This is a genomic window from Stenotrophomonas sp. G4 (assembly GCF_003428825.1).
Taxonomy (GTDB): domain Bacteria; phylum Pseudomonadota; class Gammaproteobacteria; order Xanthomonadales; family Xanthomonadaceae; genus Stenotrophomonas; species Stenotrophomonas indicatrix.
Genome location: NZ_CP031741.1, coordinates 1,286,742 through 1,306,369, shown reverse-complemented (window position 1 = coordinate 1,306,369; position 19,628 = coordinate 1,286,742). Strand labels below are relative to the sequence as shown.

The window sequence follows — 19,628 nt, the reverse complement described above, 5'->3', positions numbered from 1 at the left end:
CCCCGGCTTCACGCGCGGACCACTACCGTTTGCCCACTTCTTCACTACAGGAACGGCATGCGCCTGAGCTGCCCACGGACAAGGATGCATCGCGCGCTCGGCGCTGCCGGCCTGGCCTTGCTGGCCAGCCTGCCGCTGGCTGCAGCGGCACAGACCAGCGCGCCTCCCGCACTGGAATGGGAACAGGCGCGGCAGCGCCTGGAACAGGTCTCCGACGCGCTGGCCGCTGCTGATGCCGGCGTGCGCAACAAGGAAGACCTGCACGAGGCCACCCGCCTGCTGCGCCTGCCGGAGATCACCGGCGAAGTGCGGCGGCTGCAGTTCCAGAAGACACTGACCCTGCCGCTGGGCTCGCTGGCGCCGGTGGCCGAAGCCTTTGGCATCGACTCACCGCTGTCGTTCACCGAGCGCGACTGGCGCACACGGCCGGTGGTCACTGCGGTGCTGCCGCTGTACACCGGCGGCCTGATTCCGGCCGCGCAGCGTGCTGCCGGCGCGGCCAGCGAACAGGCCAGCGCCGAGCGCGAAGCGCAGCGGCAGTCGCTGACCGTGCAACTGGCCCAGGCCTACTTCGGTCAGCGCTTGGCCGAACAGGCAGTGGTCGTGCGCCGCGATGTGCGCGACGGCTTGAACCGCCACCTGTCCGATGCAGAGAAGCTGGAACGCGAAGGCTTCGCTACGCGTGCGCAGCGTTTGCAGGCCACCGTCGCCCGCGACAAGGCCGAGCGCGAGTACCAGAAGACGCTCAATGATCTGGCCACGCTGAAGGCTGCGCTGGCCACGCTGTTGCGCAGTGGAGGCGATGTGCAGCCGCTGTCGCCGCTGTTCGTGCAGCGCGCGCCGCTGGAACCGGTCGCCAGCTTCGAGCGTACCGCGCAGGCACGGCAGCCGCAGATCGCCCGCCTGCGGGCGATCGTGGCGCAGGCCGAACAGGGCGTGCGCGTGCAGCAGGCCAAGCTGAAGCCAACGGTATTCCTGTTCGGCCAGTACGACTTCCGCCGCCGCGACGAAATGCTGACCGATCCGGACTGGGCGTTTGGCATCGGCCTGAAGTACACGTTCCTGTCGCCGAACTCACGGCCGGCACAGATCAGTGCGGCACGCGCGCAGCAGGAACAGGCCGAGGCCGGCCTGCGCGAGGCCGAGAACCAGGTCGCGCTGGGTGTGCGCAAGGCCTGGAACGAGCTGGAAACCGCACGCCAGCAGTTCGTGCTGTTGGACAGCAGCATCGCCCAGGCCGACGAGAACCTGCGCCTGCAGGAGCTGGCCTTCCGCGAAGGCCAGGCCACCTCGCTGGACGTGATCGACGCACGGCTCGGTCTCGGCGGTGCCCGCGTCGAACGTGCGCAGGCCGCCTACCAATACGATATCGCCTTGGCACAACTGCTCGAGGTGAGTGGACAGATGGACCGCTTCGAAGACCATCGGCGGCGTGCAGACGAGGTAATTGATCATGAGTGATGTGTTGCACGACGAAGCAACGACGCCCCCGGGCAAGCGCCGGCTGGGGCCGATTCTGCTGGTGGTGCTGCTGGTGGCGGTGGTGCTGGGCCTGTGGCTGGCCTGGCGCAGCCCCGCCGACCAGATCCAGGGCATGGCCGACGCCGACACCCTCAACGTGTCCGCCAAGATCACCGCGCGCGTGGCCGAACTGAAGGTCCGCGAGGGCGATCGCGTGCAGGCCGGGCAGGTGCTGTTCCTGCTAGACAGCCCCGAAGTAGCAGCCAAGGAACAGCAGGCGCACGGCGCACTGGCTGCGGCGCAGGCGGTGGCCGACAAGGCCGCCGAAGGCGCACGCAGCGAAGACATCCGCGCGGCCGAAGCCAACTGGAAGCGCGCCGAGGCCGGTGCGACCCTTGCCGATGCCACTTACCGGCGCGTGCAGAACCTGTTCAACGAAGGGGTGATGACCCGGCAGAAGCGCGATGAAGCGGCGGCCCAGGCCACCAGCTCGCGCGAACTGGCCCGCGCCGCCCGCGCCCAGTACGACATGGCGTTGACCGGCGCGCGCGAACAGGACAAGCGTGCCGCGCAGGGCCAGGTGCAGCAGGCCCAGGGTGCGGTGGCGGAAGTCAACGCCGCGCGCGTTGAAGTGGAAGGCCGCGCGCCGGTGGCCGGCGAGATCAACAAGCGCATGGCTGACCCGGGCGAACTGGTACCGGCCGGCTACCCGGTGTTCACCCTGGTCGACATCGACCGCATGTGGGTGTCGATGAACCTGCGCGAATCGCAGATGCAGGGCCTGAAGGTCGGCAGCAAGCTGCAGGGCAGCGTGCCGGCACTCGGCAAGGACGGTGAGTTCGAGGTCTACTTCATCAATCCTGCGGGCGACTACGCTACCTGGCGCACCACCCGCCAGTCATCGGGCTACGACGTGCGCAGCTTCGAAGTGCGGGTGCGCCCGGTACGCCGCATCGAGGGCTTCCGCCCCGGCATGAGCGTGCTGTTCGCATGGCCGCAGCACTGAACACCAGCCGCAGCAGCTTCGGCAGCTCATGGCAGCGCGAACTGCGCCGGTTGCGCAGCAATCGCGCAGACCTTGCACTGGTCACCGTGCTGCCGCTGTTGATGCTGGTGGTGATGGCCTGGATGTTCTCCGCATCGGTGATGCGCGATGTGCCGATTGCAGTGGTCGACCTTGACCACAGCAGCGACAGCCGCCTGCTGCTGCGCATGCTCGACGCCAGCCCCGGCGTGCGCATCGCCCGCCAACCGGCCGATATGGAGGAGGCGCGCGCGCAGCTGCGCCGGCTGGAGGTGTTCGCGGTGGTGCTGGTGCCGCGCGATGTGACCCGCCAGGCGCTGCGCGGCCGGCAGGGCACGGTGTTTTCCTATTACAACGCCACGTACATGACCACCGGCCAGTCCGCCGCGCGGGATATCGGCGACGCCGTATCGGCATGGAACGCGCGGCTGCTGCGCGAGCGCATCGGCCTGCAGGTCGGGCCGGGCAAGCTGCGTGCCGCGCCCATCGCGGTGCAGTCGGACATCCTGTTCAATCCGGCGCGCAGCTACGAGCTGTTCCTGCTGCCACTGATCTTCCCGGCGGTACTGTCGCTGGTACTGGCGCTGGCCGTGGCCGGCAGCCTCGGCCGTGAGATCCGCGACGGTACCCTGCCCGCCTGGCTGGGCCAGGCACCATGGTCGGCCATTGCCGGCAAGGTGCTGCCCTACGTGCTGCTGTTCTCGTTGTACGGCGCGCTGGGCGCGGCCTACCTGGCCTGGCTGCGTGGCGACGGCATCGCTGGCAGCGTGCTTCTGCTGCTGCTCGCACAGCCGCTGTTCTACCTGGCCACCGCGGCCTATGCCCTGTTCTTCGTCGGCGTCACCCGTGACATGGGCACGGCCCTGTCCGCCGTGGGCCTGAGCATCGGCACCGCGCTGGCGTTCTCCAGCGCCACGTTCCCGGTGATCGACGCACCGTTGTTCACCCGCGTCTGGCACCTGCTGCTGCCGCTCAGCGCCTACATCAAGCTGCAGACCCAGCAGCAGTTCATCGGCTCGCCGTTGGCGGTGTCGCTATGGCCGCTGGCCACGCTGCTGCTGATGATCGCGGTTGCTGGCGGCATCGGCGGCTGGCGCCTGCTGGCGTTCGCGCGCACGCCGCAGGCCGCCCAACCCGCCGGGGCAGGCGCATGAGCCGGATCTGGCACAGCCTGCGACAGACCCTGCTGGCCGTGCTCTGCGACCGCTACGCGATCGTGGTGATGGTCGGCGCGGTGATTCTGTACTCGTTCTTCTACCCCGCCGCCTATCGCCACCAGGTGGCCGGCAACCTGCCCGTGCTGGTGGTCGATGAAGACCACAGCGCGACCAGCCGCGAGCTGCTGCGCAAGCTCGATTCGCTGCGCGTGGCCCATGTGGTCGGGCAACCGGCCGACCTGCAGGAAGCGCGCGCACAGCTGGAAGCGGGCCAGGCCGAAGGCATCGTACTGATCCCGGCCAATCTGGAACGCGACATCCTGCGCGGGCGTCCGGCCAAACTGGTGCTGCTCGGCAACGGCGCCTACCTCGGCCGCGCCAGCTGGGTGCTGGGCAGCGTGGCCGATGCACTGGGTGCGTTCGGCCGTGAGGCGGCGGTCACCCAGGCCGCGTTCATGGGCGCGCCACAGGCACCACCGGTCACCCTCGTGCAGCGGCCCTTGTTCAACACGCAGGAAGGCTATGGCAGCGCGATCGTGCCCGGCGTGGCCGAACTGATCGTGCACCAGACGCTGCTGATGGGCATCGGCGTGCTGCTCGGCGGTCGCCGGCTGGTGCTGGGCCGGCGCCTGCAGTTCGACCTGCCCACCCTGACCGGCATGGCCCTTGGCTTCGGCCTGATCGGGCTGTTCGGGCTGTTCTGGTACGCCGGCTTCACCGCCTGGGTGCAGGACTATCCGCGTGGCGGCAACCCGCTCGGCCAGCTGCTCGGCGGCACCCTGTTCATCGCTGCCACGGTGGCGTTCGGCCTGTTCGTCGGCAGTTTCTTCCGCACGCGCGAACGCGCCTTCCAGTACATCATCGCCACCTCGATCCCGCTGTTCTTCCTGGCCAGCCTGTCGTGGCCGGCGGTGATGACCCCGCGCCCGCTGGTGTGGCTGGCGCAGCTGCTGCCGACCACCTCCGGCATCAACCTGATGGTGCGCCTGAACCAGATGGACGCCAGCCTGGCCGAGGTCAGCCGCGAACTGATCACCCTGGCCGTGCTGCTGGTGCTGTACGGCGCCCTCGCCCTCTGGCGTCTGCACAGCCCAAAGGGAACGAAGGGTATTAAGTCGTAGCTGGCACGGAGAGGGGGAAAGCGACTTGATCCCCTCCGTCCCCTTTTACGGGTCTGGCGCGTACCAGAACGGGATGCTGTATTCGCGACGACGGCTGGGGCCGCGTTCGCCGCCGTCCACGTTCCAGACCAGTCGCAGGTCATGCCGGCCCGGCTTCAGGTCCGCCATCGGCAGATAGCCCACCAGCCCGCGCATGTCCAGGTCGCGGCGCTCCATCGGCACGAAATCGTGCAGGTCGACCTTGCCGCCGTCGAGCTGCACCGTCCACAGCGTGGCCATGCAGTTCACCGCTGCTGTCGCGGCCAGTGCGCCCTGCGCTTCATTGCGCGCACCACCGGCGCAGCGCTGTCGCGCCACCGGGTTGTCACGCTGCGGGCGATGGGGAATGAACAGGCGCAACCGTGATGCACTGATGGTATCGGCCGGAATCATCGGATAAGGCAGCAACTGGTCGTGCGCCGAGCGCAGCGATTCGTAGTGCGCGCCCAGCATGCCGTGGTTCACTGCCTCCTCGGTCAGCACGGTGTAGCGGTTGAACAGCGAGAACGTCATCGAGCCATAGACCTGCAGGGCGGCGAGCACCATCGCCAGCATCACCGCCGAAATATAGATCACCGTGAACGAGCGGCCGCGCAGGTTGCTCTGCAGGGTCCACTGCATGGTCTGCAGCAGGCGCAGCATGGGTACCCGCTGCAGGCCAGCCAGCACCGACTGCAGTCCCTTCTCCTGCCGTGCCGTGTCCAGGCCCCGCGCGCGACGCCGCGCGATCGACTTTTCCAGCAGCATCGGCACCATCGCCAGACCGAGCAGACAGAGCATCAACACCGCAACGATTCCCAGCGTGATGCGATCGACATCGCCGAAGGCGGCGCCGATGGCCATCGCCACGCCAAGCGAGACAATGGCTACCACCAGCGTGCCGGCCAGGGTCTGCACGCACAACAGCGTGGTCGAGAACAGCATGGTGGCAAGCCGGTCCGCGCGTTCAATGGTGCCGTCGAGGCCGCCGTCGCGCTGCTGCAGGAACGCGCGTGAGAACGGCCCCAGCATCGTCAACCGATCCCAGTCGATACCGTTGGGGAAGTGCGATTTCAGGCCGATCAGGCCGATCCAGTAGCCGCGCACGGCCAAGTGGATGATCAAGGCCACCGCCAGCACGTAGCACATGCCGACGCCGATGCTGAAGGCGAACCACAGCGCCTGGAAATAGACACCTTCGGTATGCAGGCTGCTGCGCGCCCACGCATCGAACAGGTAGCCCGGCACGGCGAGCAGTGCGAAGGCGAGCAGGCCGGAAATGAACAGCTCCAGCTCGTCGGTGCGGTCACGCACGCGGGAGTAGCTGGCTGTCGTGCGAGGCATTGCATCCGCAACATCGGACGGTTCCCGACGGTCTACAGCGCTCGACTTGTTCACTGGCGATTCATCCTTGGAGGTCGGCGCAGTATAGGCATGCGCCCTGCCCCACGGGACGGGTCCGAAAATGAAGAACGCCGGCACAGGGTCGGCGTTCGGGGTACAGCAGTGTGGAAGGGGTTATCGCATGGAGGTATCAGCGATAGACGCGCTCACAACGGCGCTCGACCACGCGGTCGCCGGTCTTCTGCTGATGGTTGCCCTGGATCTGGCGCCCAGCTGCACCGCCTGCCACGGCACCGGCGACGGTCGCCAGCTTCTTGCCGTTGCCGCCGCCTACCTGGTTGCCCAGCAGGCCGCCGACCACGGCGCCCGTAGCGGTACCGGTGATGCGGTTGGGATCGCGGGTATTACGCTGCACTTCCACGTTCTTGCAGACCACGCGGCTGCCATCGTTGAACTTGCGCCCTTCATCACGCGGGCCGTAATTCTGTGCGCCAGCAACGGACGAGGCCGCCAGCAGGGTGCCCAGCACCATCAATCGGGTCGAGGTCTTCATGGCCATCTCCTGTGCTCCGGTATGGCGCAAGTGTCTGCCTGCACGTGGCAACTGCAGGTGAAATCCACGTCTCCAAGCGCTCAGCGGCCATCATCGGTTCAGGAAACAAAAGTGCGCCCATCGCGACCAGCCTCGCGATGGGCGCCGCCTCCCACTCGGCCTAGAACTCTTCCCACCCACCCGTGTTGGCAGCGAGCGACGGGGCATTTCGCGGCGGCACGCCGGTCGCGCGACGCACCGGCGGCACGCTTGCAGCGACCGCTGCCAACATCGGCCGGACCGCTGCCGCCGCGACCGAAGCGCCGGTGCGGAACACCGACACCGCCTCGGCCAGCAGGTTGGCCTGCTCCTCCATCGAACGTGCTGCCGCGCTGGCCTCTTCCACCAGCGCGGCGTTCTGCTGAGTGGTTTCGTCCATCTGCATCACCGTCTGGTTGACCTGCTCGATGCCCGAGCTCTGCTCCTGCGAGGCTGCAGAGATCTCCGCCATGATGTCGGTCACCCGCTGCACCGAGGCGACAATCTCGCCCATCGTCGTGCCGGCCTGACGCACTAGCGCCGAGCCGTCGGACACCTTGCCCACCGACTCTTCGATCAGGCCCTTGATCTCCTTGGCCGCACCCGCCGAGCGCTGTGCCAAGGTGCGCACCTCGCTGGCCACCACCGCAAAGCCCCTGCCCTGCTCACCCGCACGCGCGGCTTCCACGGCGGCATTGAGCGCCAGGATGTTGGTCTGGAAAGCGATGCCATCGATCACGCTGATGATCTCGGCGATCTTCTTCGACGACGCTTCGATGGCGCTCATGGTGGTCACCACCTGGCCGACCACCTCGCCGCCCTGCGAGGCCACCCCATGTGCACCGATCGCCAGCTGGTTGGCCTGGCGCGCGTGTTCGGCGTTCTGCTTCACCGTGGAGGTCAGCTCCTCCATCGACGCTGCCGTTTCTTCCAGGTTGGCCGCCTGCTGCTCGGTACGCCGCGACAGATCGGTATTGCCCGAGGCGATTTCCCCTGCCGCCAGATTGATGCTGGATGCACTGGCCTGGATGCGGCCGACGATCTGGGTCAACTGCTCAACGGTGGCATTGCAGTCGTCCCGCATGCGGGCAAACACGCCGTGGAAGTCACCCTGCATGCGCACGGTCAGATCGCCGCGCGAGATCGCCTGCAACAGGCTCGACACCTGCACCAGGTTCTCGTCGGTGGTCTGCATCAACCGGTTCAGGCCGGCCACCATCTCGCCGAAATCATGCTCGAAGCGTGCTTCGTCACCGCGCAGGCTGAAGTCGCCCGCGGCTGCGGCTGTGGCCAGCCGGCGGATCTCGCCGTTGATGGCCGACAGGCTCGATTTGGTCTCGTCCATGGCCTGGGTGATCGCCGCCTTCTCGCCGGGCAGGCGATCCATGTCCACCGACAGGTCGCCGCGCGCGTAGTGCTGCATCACCTCGATCAAGCGGTTCTGCACCTGCACGTGCGAGCCCACCAGCGCGTTGGTGTCATGCACCATGCGCCCGTAGTCGCCGGGGAAGGCGCTCTCGTCCATCCGATAACCCAGGCTGCCATCATCGTGCTGCCGCGCCATCTCGCCCTGCGCGGCCATCACCGCCTGCAGCTGCCCCTGCATGCGCTGCATGGACTTCAGCAACTGGGTCACCTCGTCATTGCCCGAAGCATCGATGACGTTGTCCAGGCGACCGTTGGCGATGCCATCAGCCAACTTCACCGCGCCCGCCAAGGGGCGGGTCAGGCTGCGGGTGATCGCCCACGCGGCCAGTGCGCCGAGAATCAGGCTGAGCACACCGAAGGCGATGGACAGGGTTTCCGTCCATGCTTCCGTGGCGCGGTATTCCTCACGGCCGCGTTCGGTCAGGGCTTCCTGGTGCCGCAGCAGGCTGGAGATTGCTCCATTCCAGGCCGTGGCCAGCCCCTGCTCGGCCAGCAACTCGGTAGCTGCACCGTCGTAGTCGCCTGCCTTCATCCGCTCGTGCAGTTGCTGAGTGGAGGCGTCGGTGGCCTTGCGTGCCGCGGCGATCTGCGCCACCAGCGTATCGCCGGTGGCATCGCGGGGAATCTTGACGTACTTGTCCCAGATGCCGTCGTAGGTACGGCTCAGCTCCTGCAACCGCTGGTAATCCTTGTCAAATTCCTCGCCGCGCTTGATCACCATCAGGCGACGATGCATCAGCACCGTGTTGTTGGTATCGAGCATGTCGTTCAACATCCGCATCTTGACCATGTTCACGCCCACCACTTTCTCGAACTGGGCGGACTTCAGATGGTTTCCGTACAACACCAGGCCAACGATGGCCAGGATGAACAGCAACAGCAGACCGAAGCCGGCAGAAAGCCGGGATCCCACACGGAGGTTGCGTAAGGCGAGCATCTCAATTCCCTTGATCGTGGCCCTATATCGGTGGCGGCACGACCCTGGGGAAACTTTAAGTACATTTATTGAAACAACGCCTCATTAACATAAATGCGTTCAAGCGGATTTTCTTTCTTTGCTGCCTGCTGATTGCCCCCCCCGCAGCCCCGCATCGTCCAGCAATGGCGGGTTGGGAACGTATCACCCCGATGAATAAGTCGCGCGCTCTTTGGCAGCCCAACGCTATAGTCGGCGCATGACCGTATTCCTGCAGATCGATGGCACCGCCATTGTCGATATCCCCAGCCTCTATGCGGAGATCAATCGGGTATTCATGGCCGGCGAAGATTGGCAGCTCGGGCCCAGTCTCGATGGGCTGGACGATCTGCTGTACGGCGGTTATGGCGCGCTGGCCGGGCACGAAACCGCCACGCTGGTCTGGCGCGACATCGACCGCAGCCGCGAGGCACTGGGAGTGGATGCAACGCGGGCGTGGCTGGAAGACAAGCTGCGGCAGCCGGGTACGTTCAATGCCGAAACCATCGGCCGCCAGCTGGACGCCCTGCAACGTGGCGAGGGGCAGACCTACTTCGACATCGTGATGGAGATCTTCGCCAGCCACCCGGACATCACCCTGGTACAGGCCTGAGGCTGCCACGCCCGCTGCCGACGCCCATCAAGGAACGTGGCAACAGGTACCACATGCACAGCAGGAGCTTGCACCACAGCACTTGAGCGACTGTCCGCTGCCATCCTGGCACCTCGCGGCACAACATCCCTTATCGCGAGCGGTTGCCATCGGCGAGGCGATGGCACAGGCAGTCGCCCTGCCATCTCCTTCCGAGGGCGACGCTTCCACCGAATAGTCCAGCACCTGGACGTCGACCTGTGCCCCGCCCAGCCCACGCTTGCGGACACCCAGCGGCCGCCCCTCCAGTGCCGCCGCCTGCACCATCGCCGGAGAGATCGTCAATGCGCCCTCCTGCAGCGGCGTCCCGTCCTGCCACAGGCTCCATTGCAGGTCTGCGCCTGCTTCGCCGGCGACGGCCACCGCTTCGGCAATGTCGATCACCAGGCTGTAGCGTTGCCCATGCCTGCCCTCCAGCGCGACGGTCGCCGTTCGCCCTTGCCGCACGCTCAGCCGGGGCGAGAACGCGGGAACCCCGTCGTGCAGCACCCGCAACGCAAGGTGGTGCAGGTCATTCGACGGCGCCGCCTCTGCCGACAGGGAACGACCCGCAGTGCAGGCCAGAAATATCGCAAGCAACACCCGACGGAACATGCATGACTCCGATTGACCGCCCGATTGCGGCGATCCACCCTCCGCCGGACGTCCCGGCAAAAGCTGTGACCCGCAACGCGGATTCACCCAGAACCAGCAGGCCGGCGCCGGCAACGACCGTTTCACTCGCAATTGCCCATCGCCCGAGCCTCCCGCACAACCATTGAAAGCCGCACGCACCACCGCAGCTGTTCGCCTGCGACACGCGCCCACGCCCCCGGCAAAAGCGTCCCCCTGCCCCGACCAGTTACCATGGACAACCCTGTACCCGCTCCGCCCCGCTGCCCTCCGGCGCGAGCGGACGCCCCTGATCCACGAGTCCCATGTCCAAAGACAAGTCCGCCGAACACACCCCGCTGATGAAGCAGTTCTTCGCAGCCAAGTCCGACTACCCGGACCTGCTGCTGTTCTTCCGCATGGGCGACTTCTACGAGCTGTTCTACGACGATGCGCGCAAGGCCGCGCGCCTGCTCGACATCACCCTGACCCAGCGCGGCAGCTCCGGTGGCGCACCGATTCCGATGGCCGGTGTACCGGTGCACGCCTACGAGGGTTACCTGGCACGACTGGTCGCGCTGGGCGAATCGGTGGCGATCTGCGAACAGATCGGCGACCCGGCACTGGCCAAGGGGCTGGTCGAACGCAAGGTGGTGCGCATCGTCACCCCCGGCACGGTCACCGACGAAGCGCTGCTGGACGAGCGTCGCGACACCCTGCTGATGGCCCTGTCGCGCAACAAGAGCGGCTATGGCCTGGCCTGGGCCGACCTGGCCGGCGGCCGCTTCCTGGTCAACGAAGTGGACACCGATGACGCGCTGGAAGCCGAACTCGCGCGCCTGGAGCCGGCCGAACTGCTGGTGCCGGATGAGGAGAACTGGCCGGAGTTCCTGCGCCAGCGCAGCGGCGTGCGTCGCCGCGCACCCTGGCTGTTCGACGCCGACAGTGGCCGCCGCCAGCTGCTGAACTTCTTCAAGCTGCATGACCTGAGCGGCTTCGGCATCGACGACAAGCCGCGCGCCACGGCCGCTGCCGGCGCCCTGCTCGGCTATGTCGAGGAAACCCAGAAACAGCGCCTGCCGCACCTGACCTCCATCTCGATGGAAACCGCCGGCGAAGCGATCGCGATGAACGCGGCAACGCGGCGTCATCTGGAGCTGGACACCCGCGTCGACGGCGATACCCGCAACACCCTGCTCGGCGTGCTCGACAGCACGGTGACGCCGATGGGCGGCCGCCTGCTGCGCCGCTGGCTGCATCGGCCGCTGCGCCTGCGCGAGGTGCTGGTGCAGCGCCACCACGCGGTGGAAACACTGATCGACCGTGGCGCGGACGCAGATATCCGCGAACAGTTCCGCCGCCTCGGCGACCTGGAACGCATCCTCACCCGCGTTGCCCTGCGCTCGGCACGGCCGCGCGACTTCTCGACCCTGCGCGATGGCCTCGGCCTGCTGCCGGCCGTACGCGAGGTACTGGCACCGCTGGATTCACCGCGCCTGCAGACCCTGCACGCCGCGCTTGGCGAACACGACGAATGCGCCCACCTGCTGGCCAGCGCGATCGCCGACATGCCGCCGCTCAAGCTCAGCGACGGTGGCGTGCTGGCCGATGGCTTCGACGCCGAGCTGGATGAGCTGCGCCGCCTGTCGACCCACGCCGACCAGTTCCTGGTCGACCTGGAACAGCGCGAGCGCGAGAGCAGCGGCATCGCCACCCTGAAGGTCGGCTACAACCGTGTGCACGGCTACTACATCGAAATCAGCAAGGGCCAGTCCGACCGTGCGCCGGTGCACTACACCCGCCGCCAGACACTGACCAACGCCGAGCGCTACATCACCGAAGAACTGAAGGCGTTCGAAGACAAGGTACTGTCCGCCCGCGACCGTTCGCTGTCGCGCGAAAAGTACCTGTACGAGCAGCTGCTGGACACGCTGGGCACCCAGCTGGAGCCGCTCAAGCAGTGTGCTGCCGCACTCAGCGAACTGGACGTGCTGGCCGCCTTCGCCGAACGTGCGCAGGCGCTGGACTGGGCGCGCCCGGAGCTGCAGGCCGAGCCGTGCCTGAAGATCGAGCGCGGCCGCCATCCGGTGGTGGAAGCGGTGCGGGACCAGCCGTTCGAGCCCAACGACCTGGACCTGCACCCGGACCGTCGCATGCTGGTCATCACCGGCCCGAACATGGGCGGTAAATCGACCTACATGCGGCAGAACGCGCTGATCGTGCTGCTGGCCCACATCGGCAGCTTCGTGCCGGCCAGCCGTGCGCTGATCGGCCCGATCGACCGCATCCTGACCCGCATCGGCGCAGGCGACGACCTTGCCCGCGGGCAGTCGACCTTCATGGTCGAGATGGCCGAAACCAGCTACATCCTGCATCACGCCACCGCGCATTCGCTGGTGCTGATGGACGAGATCGGCCGCGGCACGTCCACCTACGACGGCCTGGCCCTGGCCGACGCGGTAGCGCGCCACCTCGCCTACGAAAACCGCTGTTACACGCTGTTTGCGACCCATTACTTCGAACTGACCGCGCTGGCCGACGAACAGCACGAAGGCGGCCGCAGCGGCATCGCCAACGTGCATCTGGATGCCGTCGAGCACGGCGAAGCGCTGGTGTTCATGCATGCAGTGAAGGACGGTCCGGCCAATCGCAGCTTCGGCCTGCAGGTGGCCGCCCTGGCCGGCCTGCCGCGTGCCACCGTGGCACAGGCGCGCCGACGCCTGGCCGAGCTGGAACAGCGCGGTGGCGAAAGCCATGCCGCCGAACTTGCCCCGCAGGCGCTGGATGCCCCGCAGCAGTTCGGGCTGTTTGCCGCTCCGCCGAACAAGGCGCAGGAGGCGCTGGCCGCGATCGACCCGGACGAGCTGACCCCGAAGCAGGCACTGGAAGCGCTGTACCGGTTGAAGGCGCTGCTGTAAGGGAGGGCGCAGGTTCCGCCGGCCCTGCCCGGCGGACGCCCGCCATGAAGCCTTCGCATTGCCGTCGTGTACACGGCGTTATGCTCGGGCGGTTCGTCCTTCACAGACCGGAGACCGCCATGAACACCGAATCCCTTGCTGCATCCCTCTTCCAGCAGCTGCAGCAGGGCCAAGGCCTGCAGCAGGTCTCGCAGCAGCTCGGCCTGGACAGCAGCCAGGCTACCCAGGCCGTCGGCAGCGCGCTGCCGCTGCTGCTCGGCGCGATGGGCCAGAACGCCAGCGAGCCGCAGGGTGCGCAGTCCCTCCTCAATGCCCTGCAGCGCGACCACCTCGGTTCGGGCGGCGGTGGTGGTGCTGGCGGCGGTTTCGACATCGGCAGCATCCTCGGCGCGGTGATGGGCGGTGGCGGCGGCAACGCCACCAACGGTACCGGCATCCTCGGCCACGTGTTCGGTGGGCAGACCTCGCAGGCGGCCGAAGTACTGGGCCAGAAGACCGGCCTGGACAGCGGCAGGTCCAGCCAGCTGCTGGCGATCCTGGCCCCCATCGTCATGTCGTTCCTGGCCCAGCGGTTTGCCCAGAGCGGCAACGCCGGCCAGCTCAGCCAGGCCCTGGGGCAGGAAGCACAGCACTCCGGCGGCGGCATCGGCAGCCTGCTCGGCGGTGCGCTCGATCAGGACGGCGATGGCCAGTTCGGCGCCAGCGATCTGTTCAAGCTCGGCGCGGGCCTGCTCAAGCGCTGATCGCGCACAACGATGCAAGCGCTGCCGATCATAGGCAGCCACTATCGCATCGGTTGAATCAATCGAATTTACCCATCATTAGGCGATGCCTATGGTGGGTAAGCGATCTGATTCCCTCATTCGCCAGCCCACAGGTAGAGACCCATGAAAAGCGAAGCGAAGTGCCCGTTCAACCATGCCGTCGTCGGTGATGCGACGACCAACCGCGACTGGTGGCCGAACCAGCTGCGCGTGGACCTGCTCAACCAGCACTCCACGCGCTCCAATCCCCTTGATGCGGGCTTCGACTATGCCAAGGCTTTCAACGGACTGGACTACAGTGCCCTGAAGGCCGACCTGAAGGCGTTGATGACCGACTCGCAGGACTGGTGGCCAGCCGACTTCGGCCACTACGGCGGCCTGTTCATCCGCATGGCCTGGCACAGTGCCGGCACCTACCGCATCGGTGACGGCCGTGGTGGCGGTGGTCGTGGCCAGCAACGCTTCGCTCCGCTCAACAGCTGGCCGGACAACGTCAGCCTGGACAAGGCACGCCGCCTGCTGTGGCCGATCAAGCAGAAATATGGCCAGGCCATTTCCTGGGCCGACCTGCTGATCCTGACCGGCAACGTCGCACTGGAATCGATGGGCTTCAAGACGCTCGGCTTTGCGGGTGGCCGTCCCGATACCTGGGAGCCGGACCAGGACGTGTACTGGGGCCGCGAAACCACTTGGCTCGGCGGCGATGTGCGCTACAAGCACGGCTCGGAGGGCGTGCAAGAGGACCACGGCGTGCTGGTATCCGATGACGATGCTGATGGCGATGTGCACTCGCGCAAACTGGAAAACCCGCTGGCCGCGGTACAGATGGGCCTGATCTATGTGAACCCGGAAGGCCCGGATGGCAATCCCGATCCGGTGCTGGCCGCGCATGACATCCGCGACACCTTCGGCCGCATGGCGATGGACGATGAGGAAACCGTCGCCCTGATCGCCGGTGGCCACAGTTTCGGCAAGACCCATGGTGCCGGCCCGGCCGACAACGTCGGCAAGGAACCGGAAGCAGCGGGCCTGGAAAGCCAGGGCCTGGGCTGGGCCAACAGCTTCGGCAGCGGCAAGGGTGGCGACACCATCACCAGCGGCCTGGAAGTCACCTGGACCCGCACCCCCGCGCAGTGGAGCCACGACTTCTTCGAGATCCTGTTCGGCAACGAATGGGAGCTGAGCAAGAGCCCGGCCGGCGCCCACCAGTGGGTCGCAAGGAATGCGGACGCAGTGATTCCCGATGCGCACGATCCGTCGAAGAAGCACCGCCCGACGATGCTGACCACCGACCTGTCGCTGCGCATGGACCCGGCCTACGAAAAGATCTCGCGGAAATTCCTTGCTGATCCGCAGGCCTTCGCCGATGCCTTCGCCCGCGCCTGGTTCAAGCTGACCCATCGCGACATGGGCCCACGTGCGCGCTATCTCGGCCCGGAGATTCCGGCCGAGGAATTCATCTGGCAGGACCCGGTGCCGGAAGCCAGGCATCCGTTGATCGACGCCAAGGACATCGCCGCGCTGAAGCAGAAGATCGCAGCGACCGGCCTGAGCGTGGCCGAGCTGGTGTCCACCGCGTGGGCCTCGGCCTCGACCTTCCGCGGTTCGGACAAGCGTGGTGGCGCCAATGGTGCGCGCGTGCGCCTGGCACCGCAGAAGGACTGGGCGGTGAACCAGCCGCACCAGCTGGCCAAAGTGCTGGCCGCGCTGGAAAAGGTCCAGGCCGAGTTCAACGGCGCGGGCGGCAAGCAGGTGTCGCTGGCCGACCTGATCGTGCTGGCCGGTGGCGTCGGCATCGAGCAGGCGGCAAAGGCCGGCGGCCATGACCTGAGCGTGCCGTTCACCCCGGGCCGCACCGATGCCAGCCAGGAACAGACCGACGTCGAATCGTTCGCGGTGCTGGAACCGGCTGCCGATGGTTTCCGCAACTACCTCAAGGGCGCTTACAGCGTGCCGGGTGAGGCGCTGCTGATCGACAAGGCTCAGCTGCTGACCCTCACGGCACCGGAAATGACCGCCCTGGTCGGTGGCCTGCGCGTGCTCGGCGCCAATGCTGACGGTAGCAGGCACGGCGTGTTCACCCACCGTCCCGGCACGCTGAGCAACGACTTCTTCGTCAACCTGCTGGACATGGGCACGACCTGGAAGGCGACCGGTCGCGAAAGCTATGAAGGCCGTGGCCGCAACGATGGCGCTGCGCGCTGGACCGGCACCCGTGCCGACCTGGTGTTCGGCTCCAACGCCGTGCTGCGCGCCCTGGCCGAGGTCTACGCCAGCGCCGATGGCGAGAAGAAGTTCGTGCAGGATTTCGTCGCCGCCTGGACCCGGGTGATGGAACTGGATCGCTACGACCTGCACGGTTGACCGGATATGCCAGGTGCCAACCTTGGTTGGCACCTGGCACAGCGCCCACCAAGGTGGGCGACTACCAGCGCCCGGGCGGCGCCGTCACAGGGCGTCGATATCACCCAATGCACGGATCAACCGGCGTGCGCGCTTGTCCGGCTTGTGCTCCGGTGCCTGGTAGCCATCACGCGCGGCAATGCGCAGCGCACGCTGTTCGGCGCGGCGCGCCTTGGAGGCCTCGCTCTCGGCGTACAGCTGCTGCGCCACCGGGGCCGGACCGCGCTGGTCGCTCAGGCCCAGCACCTGGATCTCGAAGTGTTCTTCACCGCGATCGACCAGCAGCTGCTCTCCCACGCGTACTGCGCGCGAGGATTTCGGACGCTGCCCGGCCACGGATACCTTGCCGGTCTCGATCGCCTGTTTGGCCAGGCTGCGGGTCCTGAAGAAGCGGGCCGCCCACAACCAGATGTCCAGACGGACGCTGGGCGCCAACGGGGAAAGCTCGGACATCGGTGGGGACTACTCCGTTCGCTTGTTCAGGGGGCGCGGATTGTCGGGGTCGGTGCGGCAGCCGCTGCCCCCGATCAATGCCGGCGTGCCGGCCGCCAGGTCCTGGCGCTGGCTGCCGACCAGGCACTCGGGGCGGTCGGTCGGCCGCACCTGGGTATCGCCCAGCCGGTCACCCGACGAACATGCGGCCAGTGCCGCTGCGATCAAGGCCGCCACGATCATCCGCATCGCCTGTTGTGGTTGATGCATTGCCACATCCTGCAAACCGGCTTGATGCTAGTGTGCGCCTCCCGGCAATCGATCACCACTCCATGGCCAAAGCGCCGCTTGACCTGACCTCCGGCCCGATCGGCCGCAACCTGCTGCTGTTCGCGCTGCCGATCCTGGCAGGCAACATCGCGCAGTCGCTGAACGGCTCGGTGAATGCGGTATGGGTGGGGCGCTTCCTTGGCGAAGCGGCACTGACCGCCACCGCGAACGCCAACAACATCATGTTCTTCCTGATCGGTTCGGTGTTCGGCTTCGGCATGGCCTCGACCATCCTGATCGGCCAGGCCATCGGTGCGCGCGACATCGCCCAGGCACGACGCGTGGTCGGCACCAGCGCCACGTTCTTCATCGGCCTGTCGGTGATCATCGCCATCGCCGGCTGGTTCCTGGCCCACCCGCTGCTGGCGGCGATGGGCACGCCCGCCGCCTCGCTGCCGTTGGCCGAGGCCTACCTGCGCATCATCTTCCTGGCGATGCCAACGCTGTACGCCTTCGCCTTCCTCAGTGCGGCGCTGCGCGGTGCCGGCGATTCGCGCACGCCCTTCCGCTTCCTGCTGGTCTCGGTGGTGCTGGACATCGCCCTGAACCCGGTGCTGATCTTCGGCATGGGGCCGTTCCCGGAACTGGGCATCGCCGGCTCGGCCTGGGCCACGCTGGCGTCGCAGACGCTGTCGCTGGCCGGCCTGCTGCTGTACATGCGGCACAAGCGGCACACGCTGTGGCTGGGTCGCGCCGACATGCACCTGTTCAAGCTGGACATGACCATCCTGCGCGCGCTGGTGGTCAAGGGCGTGCCGATGGGCCTGCAGATGGTGCTGATCTCGCTGTCGGTGATCATGCTGATGACCATGGTCAACCAGTACGGCACCGACACCGGTGCGGCCTACGGTGCATCGCTGCAGCTGTGGAACTACGTGCAGATGCCGGCGATGGCGATCGGTGCAGCATGCTCGTCGATGGCCGCGCAGAATGTCGGCGCGCAGCGCTGGGATCGCGTGCGCGGCACCGCGCGCCAGGGCATCGCGTTCAACTTCCTGCTGACCGGCGCGTTGATCCTGCCGCTGGTGCTGCTGGACCAGTATTCGCTGGCCTTGTTCCTGCCGCAGGGCAGCGAGTCGCTGCAGATCGCGCGGCACCTGAACCACATCGTGATCGGTTCGTTCCTGTTCTTCGGCGTCAGCTTCGTGATCTCCGGCGTGGTGCGCTCCACCGGCGCGGTGCTGCCGCCGCTGCTGATCCTGGCCGCGTCGCTGTGGGGCGTGCGCGTGCCGTTCGCCGAATTCCTGCAGCCGTACTGGGGTGCCGATGCGATCTGGTGGAGTTTCCCGGCCGGCTCGCTGGTGTCGATGCTGCTGTCGCTGGCGTATTACCGCTGGGGTGGCTGGCGCAAGGCGAAGATGATCAGTACACCGGTGCATGCCGAAGAACTCGCCACGCCCTCGGAGATTCCCGCCTGTCCGCCCTCGCCGGTGGCCGACCCGGATGCGGCGCTGGAAACCATTCCACCGCGTTGAACATGCACCGGTAGTGCCGGCCGCTGGCCGGCAACCCCATGGACGTCGCAAACATCGCGCAGTTGCCGGCCAGCGGCCGGCACTACCGCTTCTTCTTTTCCGCGTTGTGCCTGGCGGCAGCGCGCAGCAGTGCTTTCAGCGCCGCGGCGTTGGGCATGCCGCCTTCGTGGATGTCGATCGCGCGGCGTGTGCCGCCTTCCAGGCTGGCATTGAACAGGCGCTTCGGGTCCGGCAACGCGGCGCCGTGGGCGAAGGTCAGCTTCACCGCCTGCTTGTAGGTTTCGCCGGTGCACAGGATGCCGTTGTGCTCCCACACCGGTGTGCCGCGCCATTTCCAGGTTTCCTCCACGTCCGGCAGCGCCTCGTGGATCAGCGCGCGCACGCGGGCGAGGATGTCGCCGCGCCAATCAGCGAGCTCGGCGATGCGCGCGTCAATCAGGGCGGCAGCGGGGAGAGTGGCATCTGCGGGATCGGACTTCTGCGTGGCCATCGCGCGGTCTCGTTCGGGGAAAGAACCTGGGGGATTACATGCGTTCGCCAGGCAGCTGGCTGGCCTGTCGCACCCAGTCGAGGAACCGCGCCTCGTCCAGCGGCTCGTCCTCGGCAACGTGCAGGTAGCGCGTGTCGGCGCTCTTGGACGGTTCCGGCGGAACAGGCTGCAACATCGCGCCGCGGAAGAACGCGATCTTGATGTAGCGGGTGAAGCAATGGAAGCTGAGGAACCAGCCCTCGCCGGCAGCAACACCGTACATCGGCGAGTTCCATTTCACTGCCTTGTGCACGCCGGGTACGGCCTGTTCAATCAGCATGTCCAGGCGCGCCCCGATGGCCCGCTTCCAGCCCGGCATGGCAGCGATATAAGCCTGCACGGGCGCATCGCCCTCACCCTTGGCGATCTGCGGGTTACCGCCGGACAGCAGCTTCGGCGAGGCACTGTTGGCAGGTTGCTTGGCGGGCATCGCAGGGGCCATGACGGTCGAAGGC

General features: G+C 67.0%; 17 protein-coding genes. 9 read left to right on the top strand and 8 right to left on the bottom strand.

Annotation, left to right across the window (positions count from 1 at the left end):
* The first annotated feature begins 84 nt into the window (after positions 1 to 84).
* Genes D0Y85_RS06075 through D0Y85_RS06060 form a run of 4 tightly spaced genes read left to right on the top strand, consistent with a single transcriptional unit; the run spans position 85 to position 4,763 of the window.
* A complete protein-coding gene (locus tag D0Y85_RS06075; RefSeq protein ID WP_181950189.1) occupies positions 85 to 1,461 on the top strand; it encodes a TolC family protein in 1,377 nt (458 codons plus the stop codon).
* Positions 1,454 to 2,467, top strand: coding sequence for an efflux RND transporter periplasmic adaptor subunit (locus D0Y85_RS06070; RefSeq protein WP_025873793.1), 1,014 nt, complete (start codon positions 1,454 to 1,456; stop codon positions 2,465 to 2,467). Before D0Y85_RS06075 ends, D0Y85_RS06070 begins: the two co-directional genes overlap by 8 nt.
* Positions 2,452 to 3,639 carry an ABC transporter permease gene (locus D0Y85_RS06065; protein ID WP_117309839.1) on the top strand — a complete coding sequence of 396 codons (1,188 nt, stop codon included), beginning with the start codon at positions 2,452 to 2,454 and terminating at the stop codon, positions 3,637 to 3,639. The genes D0Y85_RS06070 and D0Y85_RS06065 overlap by 16 nt, the downstream gene beginning before the upstream one ends.
* Positions 3,636 to 4,763: an ABC transporter permease gene (locus tag D0Y85_RS06060; protein WP_117309838.1), complete on the top strand. Its 1,128-nt coding sequence runs from the start codon at positions 3,636 to 3,638 to the stop codon at positions 4,761 to 4,763. The genes D0Y85_RS06065 and D0Y85_RS06060 overlap by 4 nt, the downstream gene beginning before the upstream one ends.
* A 45-nt stretch (positions 4,764 to 4,808) precedes the next feature.
* On the opposite strand, the gene D0Y85_RS06055 is transcribed toward D0Y85_RS06060, so the two are convergent.
* From D0Y85_RS06055 to D0Y85_RS06045, 3 genes are all read right to left on the bottom strand, one after another.
* Positions 4,809 to 6,125, bottom strand: a complete 1,317-nt coding sequence (locus tag D0Y85_RS06055) for a hypothetical protein (protein WP_205420741.1) — start codon at positions 6,123 to 6,125, stop codon at positions 4,809 to 4,811.
* A gap of 190 nt (positions 6,126 to 6,315) precedes the next feature.
* Complete coding sequence (locus D0Y85_RS06050; protein WP_025873797.1) at positions 6,316 to 6,684, bottom strand: glycine zipper 2TM domain-containing protein; 369 nt, start codon at positions 6,682 to 6,684, stop codon at positions 6,316 to 6,318.
* A 154-nt stretch (positions 6,685 to 6,838) separates the two neighbouring features.
* Positions 6,839 to 9,061, bottom strand: a complete 2,223-nt coding sequence (locus tag D0Y85_RS06045; RefSeq protein WP_117309837.1) for a methyl-accepting chemotaxis protein — start codon at positions 9,059 to 9,061, stop codon at positions 6,839 to 6,841.
* Positions 9,062 to 9,299: 238 nt separating this feature from the next.
* Here D0Y85_RS06045 and D0Y85_RS06040 point away from each other — a divergent pair, with 238 nt between their 5' ends.
* Positions 9,300 to 9,692 (top strand): barstar family protein, encoded by a 393-nt coding sequence (locus tag D0Y85_RS06040; RefSeq protein ID WP_117309836.1) that lies wholly within the window; start codon positions 9,300 to 9,302, stop codon positions 9,690 to 9,692.
* 27 nt (positions 9,693 to 9,719) lie between these two features.
* On the opposite strand, the gene D0Y85_RS06035 is transcribed toward D0Y85_RS06040, so the two are convergent.
* Complete coding sequence (locus tag D0Y85_RS06035) at positions 9,720 to 10,325, bottom strand: hypothetical protein (RefSeq protein ID WP_117309835.1); 606 nt, start codon at positions 10,323 to 10,325, stop codon at positions 9,720 to 9,722.
* 323 nt (positions 10,326 to 10,648) lie between these two features.
* On the opposite strand from D0Y85_RS06035, the gene mutS reads away from it, so the two are divergent.
* The 3 genes from mutS to katG all read left to right on the top strand — a co-directional run bounded on the left by mutS (position 10,649) and on the right by katG (position 16,368).
* Complete coding sequence (gene mutS / locus D0Y85_RS06030; RefSeq protein ID WP_117309834.1) at positions 10,649 to 13,240, top strand: DNA mismatch repair protein MutS; 2,592 nt, start codon at positions 10,649 to 10,651, stop codon at positions 13,238 to 13,240.
* 119 nt (positions 13,241 to 13,359) lie between these two features.
* A complete protein-coding gene (locus tag D0Y85_RS06025; protein ID WP_117309833.1) occupies positions 13,360 to 13,983 on the top strand; it encodes a DUF937 domain-containing protein in 624 nt (207 codons plus the stop codon).
* A 144-nt stretch (positions 13,984 to 14,127) separates the two neighbouring features.
* A complete protein-coding gene (gene katG / locus D0Y85_RS06020; RefSeq protein WP_117309832.1) occupies positions 14,128 to 16,368 on the top strand; it encodes a catalase/peroxidase HPI in 2,241 nt (746 codons plus the stop codon).
* Between the two features lie 84 nt (positions 16,369 to 16,452).
* Here katG and D0Y85_RS06015 read toward each other — a convergent pair whose 3' ends face one another.
* On the bottom strand, positions 16,453 to 16,860 hold the full coding sequence (locus D0Y85_RS06015; protein WP_117309831.1) for an RNA-binding S4 domain-containing protein: 408 nt from the start codon (positions 16,858 to 16,860) through the stop codon (positions 16,453 to 16,455).
* Between the two features lie 9 nt (positions 16,861 to 16,869).
* Positions 16,870 to 17,109, bottom strand: coding sequence for a hypothetical protein (locus tag D0Y85_RS06010; protein WP_025873813.1), 240 nt, complete (start codon positions 17,107 to 17,109; stop codon positions 16,870 to 16,872).
* 62 nt (positions 17,110 to 17,171) lie between these two features.
* Here D0Y85_RS06010 and D0Y85_RS06005 point away from each other — a divergent pair, with 62 nt between their 5' ends.
* On the top strand, positions 17,172 to 18,644 hold the full coding sequence (locus D0Y85_RS06005; RefSeq protein WP_117309830.1) for an MATE family efflux transporter: 1,473 nt from the start codon (positions 17,172 to 17,174) through the stop codon (positions 18,642 to 18,644).
* Between the two features lie 82 nt (positions 18,645 to 18,726).
* Here D0Y85_RS06005 and D0Y85_RS06000 read toward each other — a convergent pair whose 3' ends face one another.
* Positions 18,727 to 19,134 carry a DUF1801 domain-containing protein gene (locus D0Y85_RS06000; protein ID WP_117309829.1) on the bottom strand — a complete coding sequence of 136 codons (408 nt, stop codon included), beginning with the start codon at positions 19,132 to 19,134 and terminating at the stop codon, positions 18,727 to 18,729.
* A gap of 34 nt (positions 19,135 to 19,168) precedes the next feature.
* The gene (locus tag D0Y85_RS05995; protein WP_117309828.1) at positions 19,169 to 19,603 is read right to left on the bottom strand and encodes a DUF1801 domain-containing protein; all 435 of its coding nucleotides are present in this window, start codon (positions 19,601 to 19,603) and stop codon (positions 19,169 to 19,171) included.
* Between the last annotated feature and the right edge of the window lie 25 nt (positions 19,604 to 19,628).

Coding starts and splice junctions, on each gene's coding strand:
- D0Y85_RS06075 (WP_181950189.1), top strand. CDS start 85: ATGCATCGCGCGCTCGGCGCTGCCGGCCTGGCCTTGCTGGCCAGCCTG.
- D0Y85_RS06070 (WP_025873793.1), top strand. CDS start 1,454: ATGAGTGATGTGTTGCACGACGAAGCAACGACGCCCCCGGGCAAGCGC.
- D0Y85_RS06065 (WP_117309839.1), top strand. CDS start 2,452: ATGGCCGCAGCACTGAACACCAGCCGCAGCAGCTTCGGCAGCTCATGG.
- D0Y85_RS06060 (WP_117309838.1), top strand. CDS start 3,636: ATGAGCCGGATCTGGCACAGCCTGCGACAGACCCTGCTGGCCGTGCTC.
- D0Y85_RS06055 (WP_205420741.1), bottom strand. CDS start 6,125: ATGCCTCGCACGACAGCCAGCTACTCCCGCGTGCGTGACCGCACCGAC.
- D0Y85_RS06050 (WP_025873797.1), bottom strand. CDS start 6,684: ATGGCCATGAAGACCTCGACCCGATTGATGGTGCTGGGCACCCTGCTG.
- D0Y85_RS06045 (WP_117309837.1), bottom strand. CDS start 9,061: ATGCTCGCCTTACGCAACCTCCGTGTGGGATCCCGGCTTTCTGCCGGC.
- D0Y85_RS06040 (WP_117309836.1), top strand. CDS start 9,300: ATGACCGTATTCCTGCAGATCGATGGCACCGCCATTGTCGATATCCCC.
- D0Y85_RS06035 (WP_117309835.1), bottom strand. CDS start 10,325: ATGTTCCGTCGGGTGTTGCTTGCGATATTTCTGGCCTGCACTGCGGGT.
- mutS (WP_117309834.1), top strand. CDS start 10,649: ATGTCCAAAGACAAGTCCGCCGAACACACCCCGCTGATGAAGCAGTTC.
- D0Y85_RS06025 (WP_117309833.1), top strand. CDS start 13,360: ATGAACACCGAATCCCTTGCTGCATCCCTCTTCCAGCAGCTGCAGCAG.
- katG (WP_117309832.1), top strand. CDS start 14,128: ATGAAAAGCGAAGCGAAGTGCCCGTTCAACCATGCCGTCGTCGGTGAT.
- D0Y85_RS06015 (WP_117309831.1), bottom strand. CDS start 16,860: ATGTCCGAGCTTTCCCCGTTGGCGCCCAGCGTCCGTCTGGACATCTGG.
- D0Y85_RS06010 (WP_025873813.1), bottom strand. CDS start 17,109: ATGCATCAACCACAACAGGCGATGCGGATGATCGTGGCGGCCTTGATC.
- D0Y85_RS06005 (WP_117309830.1), top strand. CDS start 17,172: ATGGCCAAAGCGCCGCTTGACCTGACCTCCGGCCCGATCGGCCGCAAC.
- D0Y85_RS06000 (WP_117309829.1), bottom strand. CDS start 19,134: ATGGCCACGCAGAAGTCCGATCCCGCAGATGCCACTCTCCCCGCTGCC.
- D0Y85_RS05995 (WP_117309828.1), bottom strand. CDS start 19,603: ATGCCCGCCAAGCAACCTGCCAACAGTGCCTCGCCGAAGCTGCTGTCC.